Source organism: Streptococcus sp. HMSC074B11, from assembly GCF_001808705.1.
GTDB lineage: Bacteria > Bacillota > Bacilli > Lactobacillales > Streptococcaceae > Streptococcus.
Genome location: NZ_KV794223.1, coordinates 14,304 through 35,499, shown reverse-complemented (window position 1 = coordinate 35,499; position 21,196 = coordinate 14,304). Strand labels below are relative to the sequence as shown.

The window sequence follows — 21,196 nt, the reverse complement described above, 5'->3', positions numbered from 1 at the left end:
GCTTTTAAAAACTAAAATGCAGTGGATAACTATGTTAGTTAAGAATACTAAAATAACAGCCTTATTTCAGGCTGTTAATAAATTGTTGGTATTCATCTTGGTTATGGAAAGAAATAGTAATTTTACCACTATCTTTTTTTTGTAGCTTAATATGAACTTCTAATCCGAGTATTTTTTTTAATGTTTGCTCTTCCTCTTTGACAAAGTAATCTTTTTCTTTTTTGCTGATCTTCTTCGTTTTTTGTAGTATTTGTTCAACTTGTCGAACAGAAAGATTTTCAGTTTGAATACGATTCAAGAGTTTATCTTGTTTATCACTTGATAATTGAATGAGGAGTCTAGCATGAGCCTGGGAAAGCTTCCCACTTTCAACTTCTGTTAGGATATGTTTAGGTAGCCCTAACAATCGAACTAGGTTTGTAATATAAGGTCGAGATTTCCCCATTTTTTCAGCAATTTCTGTGTGGGTAAAACCTTTATCAATTAAGGACTGATATGCTTTAGCTTCCTCGATTGAATTTAAATTTTCTCGTTGGAGATTCTCAATGATAGAATGAAGCATCATATCTTGATCAGAAAGTTGCTTAACAATGACAGGAACTTCGGAAAGACCAGCAACTATAGATGCACGATATCGTCTTTCTCCAGCTAAAATCTCGTATCCAAGTACAGGAGATTTTCTAACGATAATAGGCTGAATCAAGCCGTTTTCCTTAATAGATTGTGCCAGTTCTTGTATTTTTTCTTCTGAAAATTCCTTACGAGGTTGATAGGGATTTTTTTGAATATCTTTTATTTGAACAATTTTAAATTCTTCCATAATTCTACATTATCACAACTTAGATATTCTGTAAAGCAACTTTACATATCTGTAAATTACTTATCTAAATCACTAGTACTCTTATCTAATTTAATAGTTGTTGTTTCTTCCTTACCATCACGGTAGTAAGTAACAGTCATACTGTCTCCAATAGAGTGACTATATAGAGCACTTTGTAATTCAGTAGTGGAAGAAATAGCTTTATCATCTATTTTTGTAATGACATCATATTGTTGCAGATGTCCATTGGCAGGCATATTTTTTTGAACAGAACGAACAGCGACACCAGAAGTAACATTTCCAGGAAGTTTTAGTTTTTGAAGATCAGTTGTACTAAGATTTGATAAGTTAACCATGTGGATTCCAAGAGCAGGTCTAGTTACTTTTCCATCTTTTTCTAATTGTTTAATAATATTGATTACGTCATTTGCAGGAATGGCAAAACCAAGACCTTCGACAGATGTTCCACCATTAGAGGCAATCTTACTTGATGTAATACCGATAACTTGGCCTTGGATATTAATCAAAGGACCGCCGGAGTTACCAGGGTTAATAGCTGTATCTGTTTGAATAGCATTGGTTGAGATAGCTTGTCCGTCTTCAGATTTTAGAGAGACATTTCTATTTAAACTTGATACAATCCCTTGAGTCACAGTGTTAGCATATTCAGAACCTAGAGGACTTCCGATTGCAATAGCTGTTTCTCCAACTGTTAATTGACTAGAATCACCAAATTCAGCTACTGTAGTGACTTTATCTGCAGCAATTTTTACAACGGCAATATCTGAATAAGTATCAGAACCCACAATTTCACCAGGGACTTTTGTGCCATCTGCTAAACGAATATCAACTTTTTTAGCGCCATTAATAACGTGAGTATTGGTTACAAGGTAGGCAGTATCCCCTTCCTTTTTATAAATGACCCCAGAACCTTCGCTGTATACTTGTTCAGCATTGGTATCTGTATCAGTTTCATCAGATCCGAGTAAACTATTTTGAGAATTTGATGAGTAAGTAATGACAGATACAACAGCATCTTTAACTTTATCGACTGCCTGTGTAGTTGAGTTTTCATTTTTTACAGCTGTTTTGTTGACAGTCGTTGTAGTTGTCGTACCACTATTTTGTTTTTGACTGAGCTGCAATGTTGTAAAAGTACCTAAAACCCCACTAAAAAAGCTAATGAGAATGACTAATAAAAGTTGTCCCAATTTTTTGGAACTAGTTTTTAAGTTTTTCATAGAAGCCTCCATGTTTTTTAATCAATGAAAGTATAAAATAGCTAGCTTAATCCAAGCTTAAAAACAAAAAAGTTTTTCACAATCTGTGGATAACTTTCGAAAAACTGTGAATTTATTGAAGTTTTTCAAAATCTTATCTGTGAATAAGATGTGAAATTGAGTGTGAATATGTTAGAATAGAAGAATGAAAATTAAAGTGGTAACAGTTGGAAAACTGAAAGAAAAATATCTCAAAGATGGCATAGCAGAATACTCCAAGAGAATTTCACGCTTTGCTAATCTAGAAATGATTGAGTTGGCTGATGAAAAAACACCAGATCGGGCCAGCGAATCTGAAAATCAAAAGATTTTGGAGTTGGAAGGGAACCGCATTTTTGCTAAAGTAGGGGAACGTGATTTTGTAGTTGTTTTAGCTATTGAAGGAACAACTTTTTCTTCTGAAGAGTTCAGTAAGCAGCTTGAAAGAGCTTCTATCAATGGATTTTCGACAATCACTTTTATCATTGGTGGGAGTTTAGGACTATCTCCAGAGGTGAAAAAGAGAGCCAATCTCTCTGTTAGTTTTGGTAGATTGACGCTTCCTCATCAACTGATGAGATTAGTCTTAGTAGAACAAATTTATAGAGCGTTTTCGATTCAACAGGGCTCTCCCTATCATAAATAGATGATTGACTAAGCTAGCTTTTTTTGATAAGATAGATTAGTAAGGTCTCATAGCTCAGCTGGATAGAGCATTCGCCTTCTAAGCGAACGGTCGCAGGTTCGAATCCTGCTGGGATCAGTGTTAAATCGTAAGCTGGGAAAAAATCCCAGCTTTTTTTGTAAAAATTTGACATTTCAGAATAAAATTTGAGCATTTGAGAAATAATTCTCTATAGGTATCGTAGATTTTATATAATATTTTTGTAAGTTAATTTACAAGAAAAACATTATAGGAGTTTATATTATGAAAAAGAATACAGATTTTGCTCAAATGAAAGATTTCCAAGAATTGAACGAAAAAGAACTGCAGGAAATCAGAGGTGGGGATATTAGGAGTTTTAAGTTTTTAAATAAAATATTTCCGAAGAAGTAGTTTATTGAAGCAAGATAGGGAGAACATAATGGATTTATTTGGTTTGGTAATAGCTATTTTTTATGTTTTTATTATTAGTAAAATTTATAAATGGATTTGTAAAGCAACTAGAAAAGAACAATGTATTTTTAGTATTTATATCTTTCTACTACAATTGACAGTGGAAGAAGGTACTTATTTGGTATTTGCTAGTAGTTTTGGATTGTCTAAATTTTTATTTCCTTTCCTCCTATTTGGTTACTTTGTTGGATTTAAGAAGTATGAGAAATCTAAGGGAATTTTTATCAGTCTATTATTTTCTCTTTTATATAATAGTACCAATAACTTTTTATCAGTAACCTTATCATCTATTACAGGAGATGAGTTTGCATTGAAGTATAACAATTATTTTTATCTATTTATCCTGATCTTAACTTATTTGGTTATTAAAGTTGTTGTTTCTTATTTCCATCTCGAATTTAAATATTTTGATAAAGACTATCTATATCCTTTTCTGAAGAAAGTGCTCTTTACATTTATTTTTCTACACGTTGTCTCTTTCACTTCAGATATTGTGAGTACTTTTCCCAATTTAAACAGTTTTGGAAGTATTTTATCATCTATTGTTTTTGTTGGCCTACTTTTGACCTTCTTTTCCATGAATTCTCACAAAGTTCAGATAGAAAAAGAAATTGAATTGGAACAAAAGAAGTTTGAGCAAAAACACTTACAAACTTACACGGATGAGATTGTTGCCTTATATAATGAAATTCGTGGTTTTCGCCATGATTATACAGGCATGCTTGTCAGCTTAAGAATGGCGATCGAAAGTAAAGATTTACAAGAAATTGACAGAGTTTACAGTGAAGTTCTTGTAAAGGCGAATCAAAAATTACGTTCAGACAAGTATACCTATTTCGATTTGAACAATATTGAGGATTCAGCACTTCGTAGTTTGATTGCTCAATCTATTGTCAATGCGAAAACTAATGATGTAGAGTACACATTAGAGGTAAAAGATATCATCACGCCTTTGTCCATGGAACTGTTAGATTTGGTGCGCGTAATGAGCGTTCTTCTCAATAATGCCGTTGAGGGAGCAGTTGAAAGCTATCAAAAACAACTAGAGGTAGCTATCATCAAATTGGATCTTGAAACCCTAGTTGTTATCCAAAACTCTTGTAAAAAAAGAAAGGTAAAATCCGAAGATTTATTTGAGTTAGGATTTTCAACTAAAGGAAGACATAGAGGACTTGGACTTAATAATGTTAAAGAAATTTTAGGAAAATATGACAATGTTATTTTAGAAACAGAAATTGATAATGATGTATTTAAACAAGTGATTAGATTTAAGAGGGAACTGATATGAAAGTATTAATTTTAGAAGATATTATAGAACACCAAGTAAGGTTGGAAACAACTCTGAATAAAATTTCTAAGGAAACAAATATTCCTATCTCCTATAAAACAACAGGAAAAGTGAGAGAGTTTATGGAATATGTAGAGCATGATGAAGTTAATCAGCTGTATTTTCTAGATATTGATATCAATGGAATTGAGAGAAAAGGATTTGAGGTTGCTCAATTTATTCGTCACCGCAATCCTTATGCCATTATTGTTTTTATTACAAGTCGATCTGAATTTGCTACCTTGACTTATAAATACAAAGTTTCAGCATTGGATTTCATTGATAAAGAAACCAGTGATCAAGTTTTTAAAAATAGAGTTGCCGACTGTGTGCTTTACACTAAAACTACTTTACTTGAAAACCAATCAGTCGTTGATTATTTTGATTATAGTTATAAAGGAAATGATCTTTGTATTCCTTATCATGATATTCTCTACATTGAGACAACTGGAACTTCTCATAAATTACGAATTGTAGGTAAGAATTTTGCAAAAGAATTTTATGGAACAATGACAGATATTCAAGAAAAGGATAAGGAAACCCAACGTTTTTATCTAGCTCACAAGTCATTTTTAGTCAATATCGGTAATGTGAGAGAAATTGATCGTAAAAAAATGGAAGTTGTATTTTATGAAGATCATCGTTGTCCTATCTCTCGCCTAAAAACTAAAAAATTGAGAGAACTAATGGCTAAAAACCAAAAAAAGTAATTGACAATTTTTGATAAATTGATATAATGGTTATATCTGCTACAGGTAGAGGGTCCGTTGGTTAAGAAATCGTCTTTTCATAGCGGTAACACGGGTTCGAATTCCGTACGGACTATTTAATCCGCCATAGCTCAGTTGGTAGTAGCGCATGACTGTTAATCATGATGTCGTAGGTTCGAGTCCTACTGGCGGAGTCAGATGAAAGGAACACTAAGTTGGTGTTCCTTTTTTTGATTCTTTGTCCGATGTAATGAAGGGAGGCATAACTAACATACGGATAGATAATGATTTGTTTCCGAAAATAAAACTAAGGAAATTGTATTGCCTTAGCCTAATAAGAATAACAAAATAGGCTCCATAATATTCATAGGGGGGTGATTTCCTATAAATATTATAGAGCTTTTTTATTAATTTGTATCCCTTAACATTTTCATTAAAAAGTCCGTGATTTCTTGTGGACTTTCTTTTTTTCCGTGGGCAATCCAGGTTTGACAGACTCCAAAGAGAGCATTTGTCAGGTAGACGCTACTGTATTCTAATTCTATTTCATTTAGTTTGAGTTGCATAAAACGTTTTTGAAGGTCTGTGCTCAGTAGGATGTGAAGTTTATTTCTCAAGAAATTTTGAATTTCCTTGGTTCCATTTTCAGATAAAAGAGCTGCTAGAAGTGGTTCTGATTCTAAGTATTCAAATACTTCTAGAATAGCATTTCGTTTGTGATTAGCATGTTTTTGAAAGATATATTCGAAGGTATGAAATAGTTTACTTTGGTAATGTTCAATCATATCGTATTTATCTTTGTAATGAGTATAGAAACTGGAGCGGCTAATTCCAGCTTTTTGTGCTAATTTAACAGTTGTAATCTGATCGAATGGTTGTTCCATCAATAATTCTACCATGGCATTTTCGATAATACGTTTGGTTTTTAATCGTTTATTACTTTCTTGCATGTTCCCTCCAGATGAACATTTTTAGACAATGTGTTCAAAAATAGTTTTTTTATCTTGTCTTTTTAATTTTTTTATGTATAATCTATTATATCAAAAATTTAGACAAGTAGTTTAAAAAAGGAGACAATATGTTTAAAGAATGGAAAGCAATCTTTAAAAAACCGACATTTATTATTGTCATGATAGGAATTTCCTTAATTCCAGCTCTTTACAATGTCATTTTCTTATCATCAATGTGGGATCCATATGGTAAACTTTCGGAGTTACCTGTAGCAATTGTTAATAAGGATCAAGCTGCTACTTATAATGATGAAAAACTCACTATTGGTGAAGACATAGTGTCTAATTTTAAAGATAGTAATAGCCTGGATTTTCATTTTGTAGATGAAGGTGAGGGAGAAAGAGGCCTACGAGATGGAGATTATTACATGGTGGTAACATTGCCAAGTAATCTCTCTGAGAAAGCATCTTCTATCCTTACAAATCATCCTGAACAGATGACGATTGACTATCAGACATCAAGTGGTCATAGTTTTATTGCAAGCAAGATGAGTGATTCTGCCATGACACAAATCAAACAGACAGTGGCTACTAATGTTACTCAATCTTATACCAAAGCTTTATTTGAGAAGATGGGTGATTTAAAACTTGGTTTATCTCAAGCTGCAAATGCAAGTTTACAGTTGGCTGATGGTTCGAATCAGCTTTCGGATGGGAGTCAAACCTTAGCAACCAATCTTCAAACCTTAGCTCAATCGAGTCTCACATTTTCTAATGGTGCTGATCAATTATCTACAGGTTTAGGAACCTATACAGCTGGTGTAAATCAGTTAAATCTTGGTCTTGGTAATTTTAATACTGGTTTAAATCAATATACCAGCGCTATTTCACAAATCGACAATGGAATAAACCAACTGAATTCACAGACACCGGCACTGGTATCAGGTTTGACTCAACTTGATTCAGGCACACAAGCCTATACAGGTGGTGTTTCTCAATTAAATTCAGGATTAAATCAATTTTCACTTGGTATTGATACTTATATAAATGGAGTTCAAAGTCTATCATCAGGTGCAAATCAGATTTCTACTAAATCAGAGACTCTACGTACAGGATTAACAAAACTTAATCAAGGTATTCAAGAACTTTCTACTCAATTAGATGGGGCAAACCAACAAAAAGATCAGATTAAACAATTAGCAACTAGTTTAGAGCAATTTAATCAAGCTATTCAAAATATTCAAACAGCAGATAGTGGAGAGATAACACAAGTAACAAAACAGCTTTCTAGTAGTCTATCAACGATTGCAAATTCAGCACAAAGCATCATTACTTCAAATCAAGCTGAAAAAGAAACTACTTTGTCAGCTATTCAATCTACTAGTGCTTATCAAAGCTTAACTCCTGACAAACAGGCAGAGATAACTTCTGTGGTTTCTAATCCATCATCTTCTACTAGTGAGTCAGCACGAACAATTTTAACTACAGTTCAAACGTTACAATCTTCTTTAGAAAATGTAACCACTCAAACAGATAGTCTAACTCAATTAAAGAATCACTCAAGTCAATTATTACCAACTGCTTCTTCAACATTGACAAGTTTGTCAAGTGGATTAACACAGGTTCAAACAGCAATTGATGGTCAGTTATTGCCAGCTAGTCAAACTCTTGAATCTGGTATTGACAGCTATACAAAATCTGTAGACCAAGTAGCTTTAGGAGCAAGTCAGTTGAGTTCGAAAAATTCGAACTTGACAGGAAGTTTCAATAAGTTGCTACAAGGTTCTAATCAGTTGACAGAAAAATCTTCAACATTGACAGGTGCTACTGCTAAATTAGCAGAGAATGCACCAGAATTAGCAACAGGAATTGATAAACTTGCATCAGGTGTCAACCAAGTAAATAATAAAACATCAGATTTAACCGCTGGATTTAATCAATTACAAGCGGGCTCTCAACAATTAGCTGATAAATCAGACCAGCTAGTTTCTGGTGCAAATCAACTATCTAATGGTTCTGAAAAAATAGCTAGTGGAGCAGATCAACTTGCTGAAGGATCAGAAATTCTACAATCAGGACTTGGAAAATTAAGTGATGGTTCAAGTCAATTAAATCAAGGTTTGACAGAGGCTGAGGGGCAATTGAAACAGGCTTCAACTGAACCAACAAATGCAGATTTACTAGCTGATCCTCTAAGTCTTTCAAAAACTGATACGGATCAAGTAGCAGTTAATGGAATTGCCATGGCTCCATATATGATATCAGTTGCTCTTTTTGTTGCTGCTATTTCAACTAATATGATTTTTGCTAAATTGCCTTCTGGGCGCCATCCAGAAAGTCGCTGGGCTTGGTTTAAGTCTCGCTTTGAAATTAACGGTATCATTGCTGGTTTGGCAGGAGTATTAGTTTATGGTGGAGTACATTTAATCGGATTGACTGCAGTTCACGAATTCAAGACCTTTGCTTTGATTATTTTAACCAGTCTTGCTTTCATGGCGATGGTAACAGCATTGACAACCTGGAATTCTCGCCTAGGCGCCTTCTTCTCCTTAATTTTATTACTCCTTCAATTAGCATCAAGTGCAGGAACTTATCCTTTAGCTTTAACGAATCAATTCTTTAAAACTATTAACCCATGGTTACCAATGAGTTATTCAGTGTCAGGTTTACGACAAACCATTTCTATGACAGGCAATATTCATAGTCAGATTATTTTTCTTATCTTTACAATAATGATTTTTGTTGCTTTAGGAATGCTTGCCTACCAACCTAAAAAAGTTGAAGAAGATTAAAAACTATCGACCAATTCGGTCGATAGTTTTTTTATCTAGAATATTTTTTTCTTTGAATATCATAAAAAATAAAGACAATAATGGCTATAAGAGAACAACTTGCACCAGCAATAAATCCTTTTGGTATAAAGGAAAGGGTAATAGTTCCTTCACCTTCAGGAACATCAATTTTCATAAATCCAGTTTGTGCCTGTTGAATTTGTAATTTTTTTCCATTTTGATAAGCAGACCATCCTTGGTCGTAAGGAATTGTGAAAAATATCGATGTTTCATTCTTTACCTTATAATTTACAGTGACTTTATTTTTATAAGAGCTCACTTCTACTGGATTTTCTTTTATTTTACTAATTGCTTCCGTATACTTTTTAGTATCTAAACGATAGAAAGTTGGAGATTCAAATGATACTTGAGCATTTCCTGGAAACTTAACCTGGATATCAAAAATTTGTTTGTTTTCTGTATATCCAAGATTAAAAAATGTAAAAGCATTATCTGTGGTAAAGGATTTTTTTTCACCATTGATAATGATGTCAACTTGCTTTTTCTTATCATTTGAAAAATTTAGCTTGGTCATGGAAAGGTAAACCTGACTATTATCAGGTACTTCAATACTGTAGCTGATAGTTGCATCTTCAGTATCAGTTCCGTTTAGATTGACTACGCTGTCACCAGAGTCTGTATGATGATTTATCGGATAAAAGTACTCTTCATTTAAGCCAGCAATTTGATTTAAAAATTGAGTTTGGTTATCAAGAGTATGGTCATTAAAAGTGACATCTTTATAAAGAGACTGTGTAGCAAAAGCAATTGGGAGAGCGAATTGATTTTTATAAAGGGTTAGATTATCTTTTTGATAGCTTGGATGAAAACCATATTTATCTGGATAGGCTTCAGAAATATTATAGCTGATTCCAAATAAACTATCTGCAATGATAGTATTATTTGCATAACGAAGATTAAGGTTGGTACCTGAAGATTTAAAACCCAACTTATCTAACGTTGTACTTGCAGAACGATTACGAACAGATGAAAATTGTGAGATGCCATTGTAGTTAAATTTCATGCTATCGTTTCCAGTTTGAGTTTGTAACTTTTCAGTTCGTGTAAATGTATCTGGTTGCTGTTTGGTATACTCCAAAATAGCTTCCATACTTGGAATATTTTTATCATAGGTACTACGAGAAGCAAATCCCCATTCTTTCGTAATTCCATTTAGTTGAGATGAAGTATTAAAACTAATTTCACTTATTGTAAATATCAAAATAAGAATTGAAAAGATTTTTGGAGAAATCAGTTTTTTAATAAGTGCCAATAATAACAGTAAGTATACCACTAAGAATTCAAGCGTTAAGAGTATATTTAATTTAGTTAAAAACGAATAATGATTTTTAAAATAAATGGTTGCCAGATAGCCAGATAAAAGTAAAGTTATTGAGAATAAAACGTTCCACAATTTTATATCTTTAACTCTATTAAAAACTTCTGCTGATATATAAATTAAAAGAGTAGAGAAAATCCACGCATAGCGATGAAGAAACATATTTGGCGCGTGCATTCCTTGCCAAAATAAATCTAAGGCTTCTAGATAAAAACTAGCAATGATGATAATGAGTAGAGTTGCATAGCATAGTTTCACGTGAAACTTAATTGATTTTAATGTAAAGAATACAATTGTTAAGATAAAAGGAAGGAGGCCAACAAAAATCATTGGGATAGAACCATATTTAGTTGTATCGAAAGCACCAATAAATTGTTTAGCGAATAGATCTAGATACCAACTGGCATCTGTTTTTATTTTTGTAATAGCGGTTAGTTTTTCACCATGAGTTCTTAAATCAAACAAGGTTGGGAGTGTCATGATGAAACTTGTTAAACCAGCGAGTAAGGATGTTAGGAAAAAATCAAGGAAAGAATATTTGCGACTTTTAAAATCCCAGGAAAGTTGGCAAAAATACCAAACTACTAAAAACAGGGCAGTCATATAACCAAAATAGTAGTTTTGGATAAATAATATTGACAAACTTGTAAAGTATAGAATACGTTTTTTTTCCGTTATGAGTAGATGTAAACCAGTTAAAATTAAGGGAATTAAAATAAAAACATCTAACCAGGTTTTAATCTCAAGTTGACTAACTGTAAAGCTCATTAAAGCATATGAGGTAGATAGAGCTAATCGAAGTGGGGCTGGTATATTTTTAAATAGTTTACTCAAGCTAAAAAAGGTTGACAGACCTATCAAGCCAAATTTCAACAAGGTTGCAAGATAAACTGCATCTGGCATGCTTGATACATCAAAAAAATAAACAAGAGGAGATAGAAAACTACCAAGGTAATAACTGGACAAGGCATAAAAATTGAGACCTAGACCGCTGGTAAAAGTATAAAATAGACTATCACTCCCATGTAAAATATTACGAAGATTAAGATCAAAAATAACATATTGATGAAATCCATCCCCTAATAAAGGTGAAGTATCACTATTCCAGTAGATACCTTGAGAAAGATAGACTCCGAACATAATCACTAGGGGAATGATGAAAGAAATAAGATAGGTCCAATAGTTTCTGAAAAATGTTTTCATGTTACCTCATAGAATGTTAGAAAACTCAGTTGGTTAATCCAACTGAGTTTTAAAGTATTATTTAGTCTTTCCAAAGTTCTTTGACTTTTGCTTGTACTTCAGCATTTTCTAAGAATTCATCATAGGTTTCATCGATACGGTCGATTACACCGTTTTTAGATAGGACAATAATGTGGTTAGCCAATGTTTGAATGAATTCATGGTCATGGCTGGCGAAGATGATAGATTCTTTGAAGTTTTTCAATCCATCGTTCAAACTTGAAATAGATTCCAAATCTAAGTGATTAGTAGGATCGTCCAGTACTAGAACATTTGATTTCAAAAGCATGAGTTTCGATAGCATCACGCGCACTTTTTCTCCCCCTGACAAGACATTTACAGGTTTGTTAACCTCATCTCCAGAGAAGAGCATACGACCAAGGAAACCACGTAGGAAGGTATTGTCATCTTCTTCTTTACTTGCAAATTGACGCAACCAGTCAAGAATAGATTCACCCCCAGCAAAATCAGCTGAATTGTCTTTTGGTAAGTAAGAACGACTAGTTGTAACTCCCCACTTGACAGTTCCTTCATAGTCGATATCACCCATAATAGCACGGATGAGAGCAGTTGTTTGGATATCGTTTTGTCCGATAAGAGCTGTCTTGTCACCTGGACGCAAGATAAAGTTGATGTTGTCAAGAATAGTTTCGCCATCAATCTTGACAGATAGATTTTCTACTGTCAAGAGATCGTTACCGATTTCTCGTTCAGCTTTAAAGTTGATAAATGGATATTTACGACTAGATGGTACAATTTCTTCAAGTTCAATCTTATCAAGCATTTTCTTACGTGATGTTGCTTGTCTTGATTTAGAAGCATTAGCAGAGAATCGAGCAACGAATTCTTGGAGTTGCTTAATTTTTTCTTCTGCTTTTGCATTACGGTCTGCTAGCAATTTAGCAGCAAGCTCAGAAGATTCTTTCCAGAAATCGTAGTTTCCGACATAGAGTTTGATTTTTCCAAAGTCAAGGTCGGCCATGTGAGTACATACTTTGTTTAAGAAGTGACGGTCATGGGATACGACAATAACGGTGTTATCAAAGTCAATCAAGAAATCTTCTAACCAAGTAATAGATTGGATATCAAGACCGTTGGTTGGCTCGTCTAGAAGAAGAACATCTGGTTTACCAAACAAGGCTTTAGCAAGGAGAACTTTCACTTTATCTCCATTTGCTAGTTCACTCATATTTTGGTAATGAAGATCTTCAGGGATATTCAAGTTTTGCAAGAGTTGTGAAGCTTCACTCTCAGCTTCCCAACCACCTAGTTCAGCAAATTCTCCTTCAAGCTCAGCTGCACGAACTCCATCTTCATCAGTAAAGTCTGCTTTCATATAGATAGCATCTTTTTCTTTCATGATGTTGTATAGTTTTTCATTACCCATGATAACAACATCAATAACACGTTCATCCTCATAGTCAAAGTGATTTTGACGAAGCACAGAAAGACGTTCATCAGGTCCAAGAGAAACATGACCAGTTGTAGGTTCGATATCACCAGCTAAGATTTTTAAAAATGTTGATTTACCTGCACCGTTAGCACCAATTAAACCATATGTGTTTCCTTCTGTAAATTTGATGTTGACCTCATCAAAAAGTTTGCGATCACTAAAACGTAGTGAAACATCAGATACTGTTAGCAATTTTTTTCTCCTATTATATGTAATACTCTAATTCTACTAGAAAATCAGCAAATATTCAAATTTTTATCTGTCAATTATTTGTAAAGAATGTTTACAGATAATTGACAGTTGAGGAGTTGAAATCGTAATTATTTGATAAAAAAAATTACCTGTCTTTTTATCAAAAAAATGCTATAATTGAAAGGACTATATCAGAGGAGAATAAGATGAATAAACCCATTATTTTAACAGGAGATCGTCCAACGGGGAAATTACATATTGGGCACTACGTTGGTAGCTTAAAAAATCGTGTCTTATTACAGCAAGAAGATAAATATGACATGTTTGTTTTTTTGGCTGACCAGCAAGCTTTAACTGACCATGCAAAAGATCCGCAAACTATTGTAGAGTCTATTGGGAATGTTGCTTTGGACTATCTTGCAGTTGGATTGGATCCTAACAAATCAACGATTTTCATTCAAAGTCAAATTCCAGAATTGGCAGAGTTGTCTATGTATTACATGAATCTAGTGTCTTTGGCTCGTCTGGAGCGTAATCCTACTGTAAAGACAGAAATTGCTCAGAAAGGATTTGGAGAAAGTATTCCAACTGGATTTTTAGTTTATCCAATTGCTCAAGCAGCAGATATCACAGCTTTTAAGGCTAACTATGTTCCTGTAGGTACAGACCAAAAACCGATGATTGAACAAACGCGTGAGATTGTGCGTTCATTCAACCATGCCTATAATTGTGATGTTTTAGTAGAACCAGAAGGAATTTATCCAGAAAATGAAGGAGCAGGTCGCTTACCTGGTCTTGATGGCAATGCCAAAATGTCTAAATCGCTTAATAATGGTATCTACTTGTCAGATGATGCAGATACCTTGCGTAAGAAAGTAATGAGTATGTATACAGATCCAGATCACATTCGTGTTGAGGATCCAGGTAAGATTGAAGGAAATATGGTCTTCCATTACTTAGATGTTTTCGGACGTCCAGAAGATTCTCTGGAAATTGCTGACATGAAAGAGCATTATCAACGTGGAGGTCTTGGTGACGTTAAGACCAAGCGTTACCTGCTTGAAATTTTGGAAAGAGAACTTGGTCCTATTCGTGAACGTCGCCTTGAATATGCCAAAGATATGGGTGAAGTGTATAATATGCTTCAAAAAGGTAGTGAAAAAGCTCGAGAAGTTGCTGGCCAAACGCTATCAGAAGTAAAATCAGCAATGGGTCTAAATTACTTTCATTAATAGATAAAATACGAACTCTAAAACTATCTCTTCTTTAAAGTTAAAGGGGTAGTTTTTTTTACATTATCTATTATCAATATAATTGACAAATTTTCATAGAATGGTATGATAGATACAATACAAAAGCGTCAAGCTCAAAAAGAAAGAAAAGAGGAAACTTCAATGTCTAATTGGGACACTAAATTTTTGAAAAAAGGTTTTACCTTTGATGATGTATTGCTTATTCCAGCAGAGAGCCATGTGTTGCCTAATGATGCGGATTTAACAACGAAATTGGCTGATAATCTGACTTTAAATATCCCAATTATTACAGCAGCCATGGATACTGTAACAGAAAGCCAAATGGCTATTGCTATTGCTCGTGCAGGTGGTCTTGGAGTTATCCATAAAAATATGTCAATTGCTCAACAAGCAGATGAAGTTCGTAAGGTAAAACGTTCTGAAAATGGTGTTATCATTGATCCATTCTTCTTGACTCCAGAGCATACAATTGCAGAAGCAGACGAACTCATGGGACGTTACCGTATCAGTGGTGTTCCAGTGGTAGAAACTCTCGAAAACCGTAAGTTAATTGGTATATTGACCAATCGAGATCTTCGCTTTATTACTGACTACAACCAACCAATTTCAAAACACATGACCAGTGAAAACTTGGTTACTGCTCCAGTTGGTACAGACTTAAAAACTGCTGAGAGCATTCTTCAAGAACACCGTATTGAAAAACTTCCACTGGTTGATGAAAAAGGTCGTCTTTCTGGCTTGATTACGATTAAAGACATTGAAAAAGTAATCGAATTTCCAAATGCTGCAAAAGATGAATTTGGTCGCCTTCTTGTTGCTGGTGCAGTAGGTGTCACTTCTGATACTTTTGAACGTGCTGAAGCTCTTTTTGAAGCGGGAGCAGATGCAATTGTCATCGATACAGCACATGGACACTCAGCGGGTGTACTTCGTAAAATCGCTGAAATCCGTGCTCATTTCCCAGACCGTACACTGATTGCTGGGAACATCGCTACTGCTGAAGGTGCGCGTGCCCTTTATGATGCAGGTGTTGACGTTGTTAAAGTCGGTATTGGCCCAGGTTCAATCTGTACAACTCGTGTTATTGCTGGTGTAGGAGTTCCCCAGGTAACAGCAATTTACGATGCAGCAGCAGTTGCTCGTGAATATGGCAAAACAATTATCGCTGATGGCGGAATCAAGTATTCTGGAGATATTGTAAAAGCCCTTGCTGCTGGAGGAAACGCAGTGATGCTCGGATCAATGTTTGCAGGAACGGATGAAGCTCCAGGTGAAACTGAAATTTTCCAAGGACGTAAGTTCAAAACATACCGCGGTATGGGTTCAATCGCTGCTATGAAGAAGGGTTCAAGCGACCGTTACTTCCAAGGTTCTGTCAATGAAGCAAACAAACTGGTTCCAGAAGGAATCGAAGGTCGTGTTGCTTATAAAGGTGCAGCAGCTGATATTGTCTTCCAAATGATTGGTGGTATCCGTTCTGGTATGGGTTACTGTGGTGCTGCTAACCTTAAAGAATTGCATGACAATGCTCAATTTATCGAAATGTCTGGTGCTGGTCTAAAAGAAAGCCATCCACACGATGTGCAAATCACAAATGAAGCACCAAACTACTCAATGTAATAAAAAGATCTCCTGTTTGACAGGAGATTTTTTGTTTTGACAAAACTGTAAACTTTAATTTACAACTATTTGACCGTTGTTTACTGTAAATAAACTGAGGGTATCAGGCAAGTTTTGAAGATGTTCTAAACTAGTTGTCGTAATAAAGGTTTGAATATTCTGAGATATAGTTTCTAATAATTTAAGTTGACGAGTATTGTCAAGTTCACTCATAACATCGTCAAGCAAAAGAATGGGAGACTCCTTAGTGATACTCTCCATCAATTCTATTTCTGCAAGTTTTATAGATAAAACGAGACTACGATGTTGCCCTTGACTTCCAAAGCTTGCGTCCATTCCATTGATTAAGAAAATCATATCATCCCGATGAGGACCAACTCCAGTATTCTTTTTAAATAAATCTCTTGATCTACTTTTTTGAAGTGCTGTATAAAAAGATTCTGATAGGTGTTCCTTGTCAGTAAAGTTTACAGATGGTTGATAACAAATTGACAAATCTTCTAATTGGTTCGAAATATCAAAGTGTTTTTTACGACCAAAAGACTCCATTTTTTTGATAAATTCTTCTCTGTGGACCATCACTCGACAACCATAGTCTACTAGCTGGTCATCCAGAACAGATAAAAAGGTTTCGTCAATCTGATTCGCTGACTTTAAGTAGCTATTTCTTTGCTTGAGAACATGGTTGTAGCTTGACAAGTCTGACAAGTATATGGGTTTGATTTGCCCTAGCTCCATATCTATAAACTTACGTCGGATAGCTGGTGCTCCTTTGACAAGTTGTAAATCTTCGGGTGCAAATAGAACAACATTCATGTGTCCAATATAGTCAGATAGCCGAGCTTGCTTTAAGTGATTGACTTTAGTAATCCGACCTTTTGGGGTTAAGTCAATCTCAAGTGGAACAGTAGCCGTTCGTTTTTGAAGAATTCCGGAAACTTGAAGCTGTTCTTCTTCAAATTGAATTAAATTTTTGTCCGTCTTTGTCCGATGACTTCTAGTTAAAGCTAAAAAGTAAATACTTTCCAGAAGATTGGTTTTGCCTTGTGCATTTCTACCAACAAATACATTCAATTTAGGATTAAACTCAATCTCAGTATCCTGATAGTTTCTAAATTGCTTGATGGATAAGTTTTTTAGCCACATACTTATATACCTGGGAAACGTGGTGCAGCTTTTGTTTCAGCTTTCTTAGTCTTTTTTGTTGGCTTTTTTTTGACCGTCTTATTCATTTCTTTGACAAGTTTAGCCACACGTTCTTTCTCAAGTTTTTCTTGGAGATATTCTTCCTGTTCTTCTAAGCTCGGTTGCGTCAGAATGATTTGGATTTTCATGTCAGGAATGTTGATAGAGTCTCCGATTCTTACTTTTTTCCCACGACGATTTTCTAATTCCCCATTAAAATAGACAAGATGCTCAGCTAAAAAGGATTTAATAGCTCCGCCACTGTGTATAATACCAAGTTCTTTCAAGAGAGCTTGGAGAGTGATAAATTCTTCAAATAATTTGTATTCCATAGTTCACCTCAATCTTTGGTATTATACCATATTTTACCTTAAAATGGCAGAGGTAAATTCGTTAGAAATGAAAGCGATTTTAATTCTAAAAGGGGTAAAGAGAACAAGAAAAATTTCTCTTTTCATGGTATAATAGAACTCTATGTAGAAGGAGGTAAGCGATGGAGTTAGTACCTGGAATTGCAGTGCATTTTATCCAATCAAAAAAATTTAAAACTAATAAAATTACTGTGCGTTTCACAGCTCCATTGTCTTTGGATTCAATTTCAAGTCGTATGTTAAGTGCCAGTATGCTTGAAACTGCCAACCAAAGTTATCCAACTGCTCAACTGTTTAGAAAACGTTTAGCAACCTTGTATGGAACTGATTTGTCAGCGCACGCCTATCGAAGAGGACAAAGTCATCTTGTGGATTTGAGTATTTCCTATGTGCGTGATGAATTTTTAAGTAAGAAAAACGTATTAACTTCTCAAATTTTAGAATTACTGCACCAGGTTCTGTTTATACCATTGTCGGATGAGGATGGATTTGAGAAAAATGCTTTTGACATCGAGAAAAAACAGATCTTATCAAGACTAGAGTCAGAGTTAGAAGATCCCTTCTTTTTTGCTCATAAAGAATTAGATCAATTGTTTTTCCAAGAAGAATCAATGCAGTTAGTTCCTAAAGATTTGATTTCTAGAATTTCAGAAGAGACTCCAGAAACATGTTTTTCAAGCTATCATAAAATGCTAAAAGAAGACCAAATAGATATTTTCTTCTTGGGTGATTTTAATGAAATTGAAGTTTTAGAGTTTTTACATAAATTTCCTTTAACAGGTCGTAAATCATCTGTAAACATTCAATATCAGCAACCCTATTCTAATATTCTTAGAGAAGGTATTGTTAGAAAGAGATTAGGACAGTCTGTTTTAGAGATGGGCTACCATAGTTCAGTGGCATACGGTGATGAAGCACAGATGGCAGTGCTTCTTGTCAATGGTCTTTTAGGAGCCTTTCCTCATTCGAAACTGTTTACCCAAGTGCGAGAAAAGGAAGGTCTGGCCTATACTGTATCGAGTCATTTGGATCTTTTTAGTGGATTTTTACGATTGTTTGCTGGAATCGATCGGCAAAATAGAAATAAAGTAAGAAAATTGATGAATCATCAGTTGCTTGACATAAAAAGTGGCAAGTTTACAGATAAGGAAATTGATCAGACCAAACAAATGATTCGTCGATCCTTACTACTAGCTCAGGATAATCAAGATTCTATTGTCGATAAATATTATCTGTCAACTTTTTTTGGGAAAGCGAATCTTGATACAAAAACTTTAATCGATAAGCTTGAACAAGTTGATAGAGAAGCGATTTGTGAAGCAGCAAATAGTTTTAAGTTGCAGGCTATTTATTTTATGGAAGGAGCAGAATGATCAGACCTACTTTTCAAAAGAAATATTATCCTGCTGTAAAAGAAACTTTGTATCAAACTAGATTAGAAAATGGTTTGACAGTTACTTTACTACCTAAAAAGGATTTTAACGAGGTTTATGGAGTTGTGAGTGTCCAAGTCGGTTCTGTTGACACAAGGTTTACAGTAGATGATAAGGGCTTGCAACAATATCCTCAAGGGATCGCTCATTTCTTAGAACATAAACTTTTTGAAAGAGAAGATTCTGGAGATGTTATGGCAGCTTTTACAGAGCTAGGTGCTGAAAGTAATGCCTTTACGAGCTTTACAAATACTAGCTATCTTTTCTCGACTTCTGAAAATGTTCTAGAGTGCTTAGATTTGCTTGAAGAACTTGTCACTACTTTCAATATGACTGAAGAATCAGTGGAGCGCGAAAAGGACATCATTCAGCAGGAAAGAGAAATGTATCAGGATGATCCAGATTCTTGTCTATTTTTCAATACTCTCGCAAATCTCTATCCAGAAAGTCCATTAGCTTCAGATATTGTTGGCAGTGAAAACTCCATTGATGCAATTTGCCTGGAGGATTTGAAAGAGAACTTTAAAGAGTTTTACAGACCTGTCAATAGTAATATCTTTTTAGTGGGGAATTTTGATTTTGAACTGCTTGAAGATTATTTTACTAAGAAATCTTATCTTCAAGAGAAAAAACATGAGTTTAAAAGAGAACAAATACCTTTACATCCTGTAAAGACTACTGAAAGTATACGGATGGACGTGGCTTCTCCAAAATTAGCGATTGGTATTAGAGGAAATAAAGAAATCGGAAATCGAGATCAATATCGTTATCATCTTTTATTGAAATTGTTGTTTACAATGATGTTTGGTTGGACTTCACAAAGATTTCAAAAATTATATGAGACAGGTAAACTGGATGTTTCCCTGTCTTTAGAAATTGAAGTTGATCCTCGTTTCCATTTTGTGATATTAACAATGGATACAAAGGAACCTGTGGCACTTTCTCATCAATTTCGTAAAGCTATTCGCAATTTTATGAAAGATGAAGATGTAACTGAGGATCACTTGGATATTGTAAAAACTGAGATGTATGGAGAATTTCTTCATAGTATGGATTCCCTAGAATACATTGCCACTCAGTATCACCCAACTGAGACAGGCTCGACCCTGTTTGACCTTCCTAAACTTTTGCAGGAAATTACTTTAGAAGATGTTCTAGAAGCAGGACATGATTTGATAGATAATAGCGATATGGTTGATTGTACAATTTTCCCGATATAATCGCTAGAAAATACACTAGAAAGAAGGAATGTTAAGTATGAGAAAAAAAACAATTGGTGAGGTCTTACGTCTTGCAAGAATTAACCAAGGACTGAGCTTAGAAGAATTGCACAGAAAGACAGATATTCAGCTGGATTTGTTGGAGGCAATGGAGTCAGATGATTTTGATAAACTACCGAGTACTTTTTATGCTCGTTCATTTTTGAGAAAGTATGCTTGGGCTGTTGAATTAGATGAAAATATCGTTCTAGATGCCTATGATTCGGGAAGTATGATTACTTATGAAGAAGTTGATGTAGATGAGATTGAACTTTCAGGACGTAGACGGTCTAATCGAAAGAAAAATTCATTTCTCCCGCTATTTTACTTTGTTCTTTTTTCTTTATCAATTTTAATTTTTGTAACCTACTATGTGTGGAATTATATTCAAACCCAACCAACTGCGTCTTCTGCAGCAACTTATAGTGTTGTGAGTTCAACAAGTAGCTCTAGTAGTGTAGCATCAAGTAGTAGTCAAGCTACTAGTTCATCAAGTTCGAGCGAGGCAACTACTTTGACTGTTTCAGGTCAGGGAGATGCTTTATCAGTGGAATATAAGACATCTAAAGATTCTGCGGAGCTTCAATTATCTGTTACAGATGCAACAAGCTGGATTAGTGTTTCGGATACTGATTTAGCAGGAGGAGTAACTCTTGAACCTAATAATAAAACAGCTAAAACAACCATTTCTAAAGGATCTCCAGTAACCATAACATTGGGTGTTGTTAAAGGAGTGTCAGTGAAAATTGATAATAAGGAAATTGACACTTCAAAATTAACTGGTCAAACTGGTTGGATTACTCTAACATTAAGTTCAAACTAAAGAAAGGATAAC

At 34.5% G+C, this 21,196-nt stretch carries 17 protein-coding genes and 2 tRNA genes; 12 read left to right on the top strand and 7 right to left on the bottom strand.

Annotation, left to right across the window (positions count from 1 at the left end; genetic code table 11):
- Window positions 1–61: 61 nt before the first annotated feature.
- Entirely contained in the window at window positions 62–820 is a 759-nt protein-coding gene (locus tag HMPREF2619_RS00720; RefSeq protein WP_070458221.1) for a ParB/RepB/Spo0J family partition protein, read from the bottom strand.
- Between the two features lie 56 nt (window positions 821–876).
- Window positions 877–2,061, bottom strand: a complete 1,185-nt coding sequence (locus tag HMPREF2619_RS00715; RefSeq protein WP_070458220.1) for a serine protease HtrA — start codon at window positions 2,059–2,061, stop codon at window positions 877–879.
- A 184-nt stretch (window positions 2,062–2,245) separates the two neighbouring features.
- Between HMPREF2619_RS00715 and rlmH the strand changes: the two genes are divergently transcribed.
- The 6 genes from rlmH to HMPREF2619_RS00690 all read left to right on the top strand — a co-directional run bounded on the left by rlmH (window position 2,246) and on the right by HMPREF2619_RS00690 (window position 5,427).
- Window positions 2,246–2,725, top strand: coding sequence for a 23S rRNA (pseudouridine(1915)-N(3))-methyltransferase RlmH (gene rlmH / locus HMPREF2619_RS00710; RefSeq protein ID WP_070458219.1), 480 nt, complete (start codon window positions 2,246–2,248; stop codon window positions 2,723–2,725).
- A gap of 43 nt (window positions 2,726–2,768) precedes the next feature.
- A tRNA-Arg gene (locus HMPREF2619_RS00705) sits at window positions 2,769–2,842 on the top strand.
- A 165-nt stretch (window positions 2,843–3,007) separates the two neighbouring features.
- On the top strand, window positions 3,008–3,136 hold the full coding sequence (locus HMPREF2619_RS10670) for a ComC/BlpC family leader-containing pheromone/bacteriocin (RefSeq protein ID WP_080980046.1): 129 nt from the start codon (window positions 3,008–3,010) through the stop codon (window positions 3,134–3,136).
- Between the two features lie 28 nt (window positions 3,137–3,164).
- Window positions 3,165–4,484 (top strand): competence system sensor histidine kinase ComD, encoded by a 1,320-nt coding sequence (comD, locus tag HMPREF2619_RS00700; protein WP_070458217.1) that lies wholly within the window; start codon window positions 3,165–3,167, stop codon window positions 4,482–4,484.
- A complete protein-coding gene (comE, locus tag HMPREF2619_RS00695) occupies window positions 4,481–5,233 on the top strand; it encodes a competence system response regulator transcription factor ComE (protein ID WP_049530388.1) in 753 nt (250 codons plus the stop codon). Before comD ends, comE begins: the two co-directional genes overlap by 4 nt.
- Before the next feature lie 120 nt (window positions 5,234–5,353).
- A tRNA-Asn gene (locus HMPREF2619_RS00690) sits at window positions 5,354–5,427 on the top strand.
- A 213-nt stretch (window positions 5,428–5,640) separates the two neighbouring features.
- On the opposite strand, the gene HMPREF2619_RS00685 is transcribed toward HMPREF2619_RS00690, so the two are convergent.
- The gene (locus tag HMPREF2619_RS00685) at window positions 5,641–6,183 is read right to left on the bottom strand and encodes a TetR/AcrR family transcriptional regulator (RefSeq protein WP_070458211.1); all 543 of its coding nucleotides are present in this window, start codon (window positions 6,181–6,183) and stop codon (window positions 5,641–5,643) included.
- A 128-nt stretch (window positions 6,184–6,311) separates the two neighbouring features.
- On the opposite strand from HMPREF2619_RS00685, the gene HMPREF2619_RS00680 reads away from it, so the two are divergent.
- Window positions 6,312–8,975, top strand: coding sequence for a YhgE/Pip domain-containing protein (locus tag HMPREF2619_RS00680; RefSeq protein WP_070458207.1), 2,664 nt, complete (start codon window positions 6,312–6,314; stop codon window positions 8,973–8,975).
- A gap of 31 nt (window positions 8,976–9,006) precedes the next feature.
- Here HMPREF2619_RS00680 and HMPREF2619_RS00675 read toward each other — a convergent pair whose 3' ends face one another.
- Together HMPREF2619_RS00675 and HMPREF2619_RS00670 are read right to left on the bottom strand one after the other, a co-directional pair.
- Window positions 9,007–11,556, bottom strand: coding sequence for a YfhO family protein (locus HMPREF2619_RS00675; protein ID WP_070458205.1), 2,550 nt, complete (start codon window positions 11,554–11,556; stop codon window positions 9,007–9,009).
- Between the two features lie 61 nt (window positions 11,557–11,617).
- The gene (locus HMPREF2619_RS00670) at window positions 11,618–13,240 is read right to left on the bottom strand and encodes an ATP-binding cassette domain-containing protein (RefSeq protein WP_070458203.1); all 1,623 of its coding nucleotides are present in this window, start codon (window positions 13,238–13,240) and stop codon (window positions 11,618–11,620) included.
- Between the two features lie 206 nt (window positions 13,241–13,446).
- Here HMPREF2619_RS00670 and trpS point away from each other — a divergent pair, with 206 nt between their 5' ends.
- Both trpS and guaB read left to right on the top strand, forming a co-directional pair.
- Window positions 13,447–14,472 (top strand): tryptophan--tRNA ligase, encoded by a 1,026-nt coding sequence (trpS, locus tag HMPREF2619_RS00665; RefSeq protein WP_070458200.1) that lies wholly within the window; start codon window positions 13,447–13,449, stop codon window positions 14,470–14,472.
- 162 nt (window positions 14,473–14,634) lie between these two features.
- A complete protein-coding gene (gene guaB / locus HMPREF2619_RS00660) occupies window positions 14,635–16,113 on the top strand; it encodes an IMP dehydrogenase (protein WP_070458197.1) in 1,479 nt (492 codons plus the stop codon).
- Between the two features lie 54 nt (window positions 16,114–16,167).
- Here guaB and recF read toward each other — a convergent pair whose 3' ends face one another.
- Window positions 16,168–17,259: a DNA replication/repair protein RecF gene (recF, locus tag HMPREF2619_RS00655; RefSeq protein ID WP_070458196.1), complete on the bottom strand. Its 1,092-nt coding sequence runs from the start codon at window positions 17,257–17,259 to the stop codon at window positions 16,168–16,170.
- 2 nt (window positions 17,260–17,261) lie between these two features.
- Complete coding sequence (yaaA, locus tag HMPREF2619_RS00650; RefSeq protein WP_070458195.1) at window positions 17,262–17,630, bottom strand: S4 domain-containing protein YaaA; 369 nt, start codon at window positions 17,628–17,630, stop codon at window positions 17,262–17,264.
- Between the two features lie 161 nt (window positions 17,631–17,791).
- On the opposite strand from yaaA, the gene yfmF reads away from it, so the two are divergent.
- Genes yfmF through rodZ form a run of 3 tightly spaced genes read left to right on the top strand, consistent with a single transcriptional unit; the run spans window position 17,792 to window position 21,184 of the window.
- Window positions 17,792–19,042, top strand: coding sequence for an EF-P 5-aminopentanol modification-associated protein YfmF (gene yfmF / locus HMPREF2619_RS00645; protein WP_070458194.1), 1,251 nt, complete (start codon window positions 17,792–17,794; stop codon window positions 19,040–19,042).
- The gene (gene yfmH, locus HMPREF2619_RS00640) at window positions 19,039–20,322 is read left to right on the top strand and encodes an EF-P 5-aminopentanol modification-associated protein YfmH (protein ID WP_070458193.1); all 1,284 of its coding nucleotides are present in this window, start codon (window positions 19,039–19,041) and stop codon (window positions 20,320–20,322) included. Before yfmF ends, yfmH begins: the two co-directional genes overlap by 4 nt.
- A gap of 37 nt (window positions 20,323–20,359) precedes the next feature.
- Window positions 20,360–21,184: a cytoskeleton protein RodZ gene (gene rodZ / locus HMPREF2619_RS00635; protein WP_075226780.1), complete on the top strand. Its 825-nt coding sequence runs from the start codon at window positions 20,360–20,362 to the stop codon at window positions 21,182–21,184.
- Window positions 21,185–21,196 lie beyond the last annotated feature (12 nt).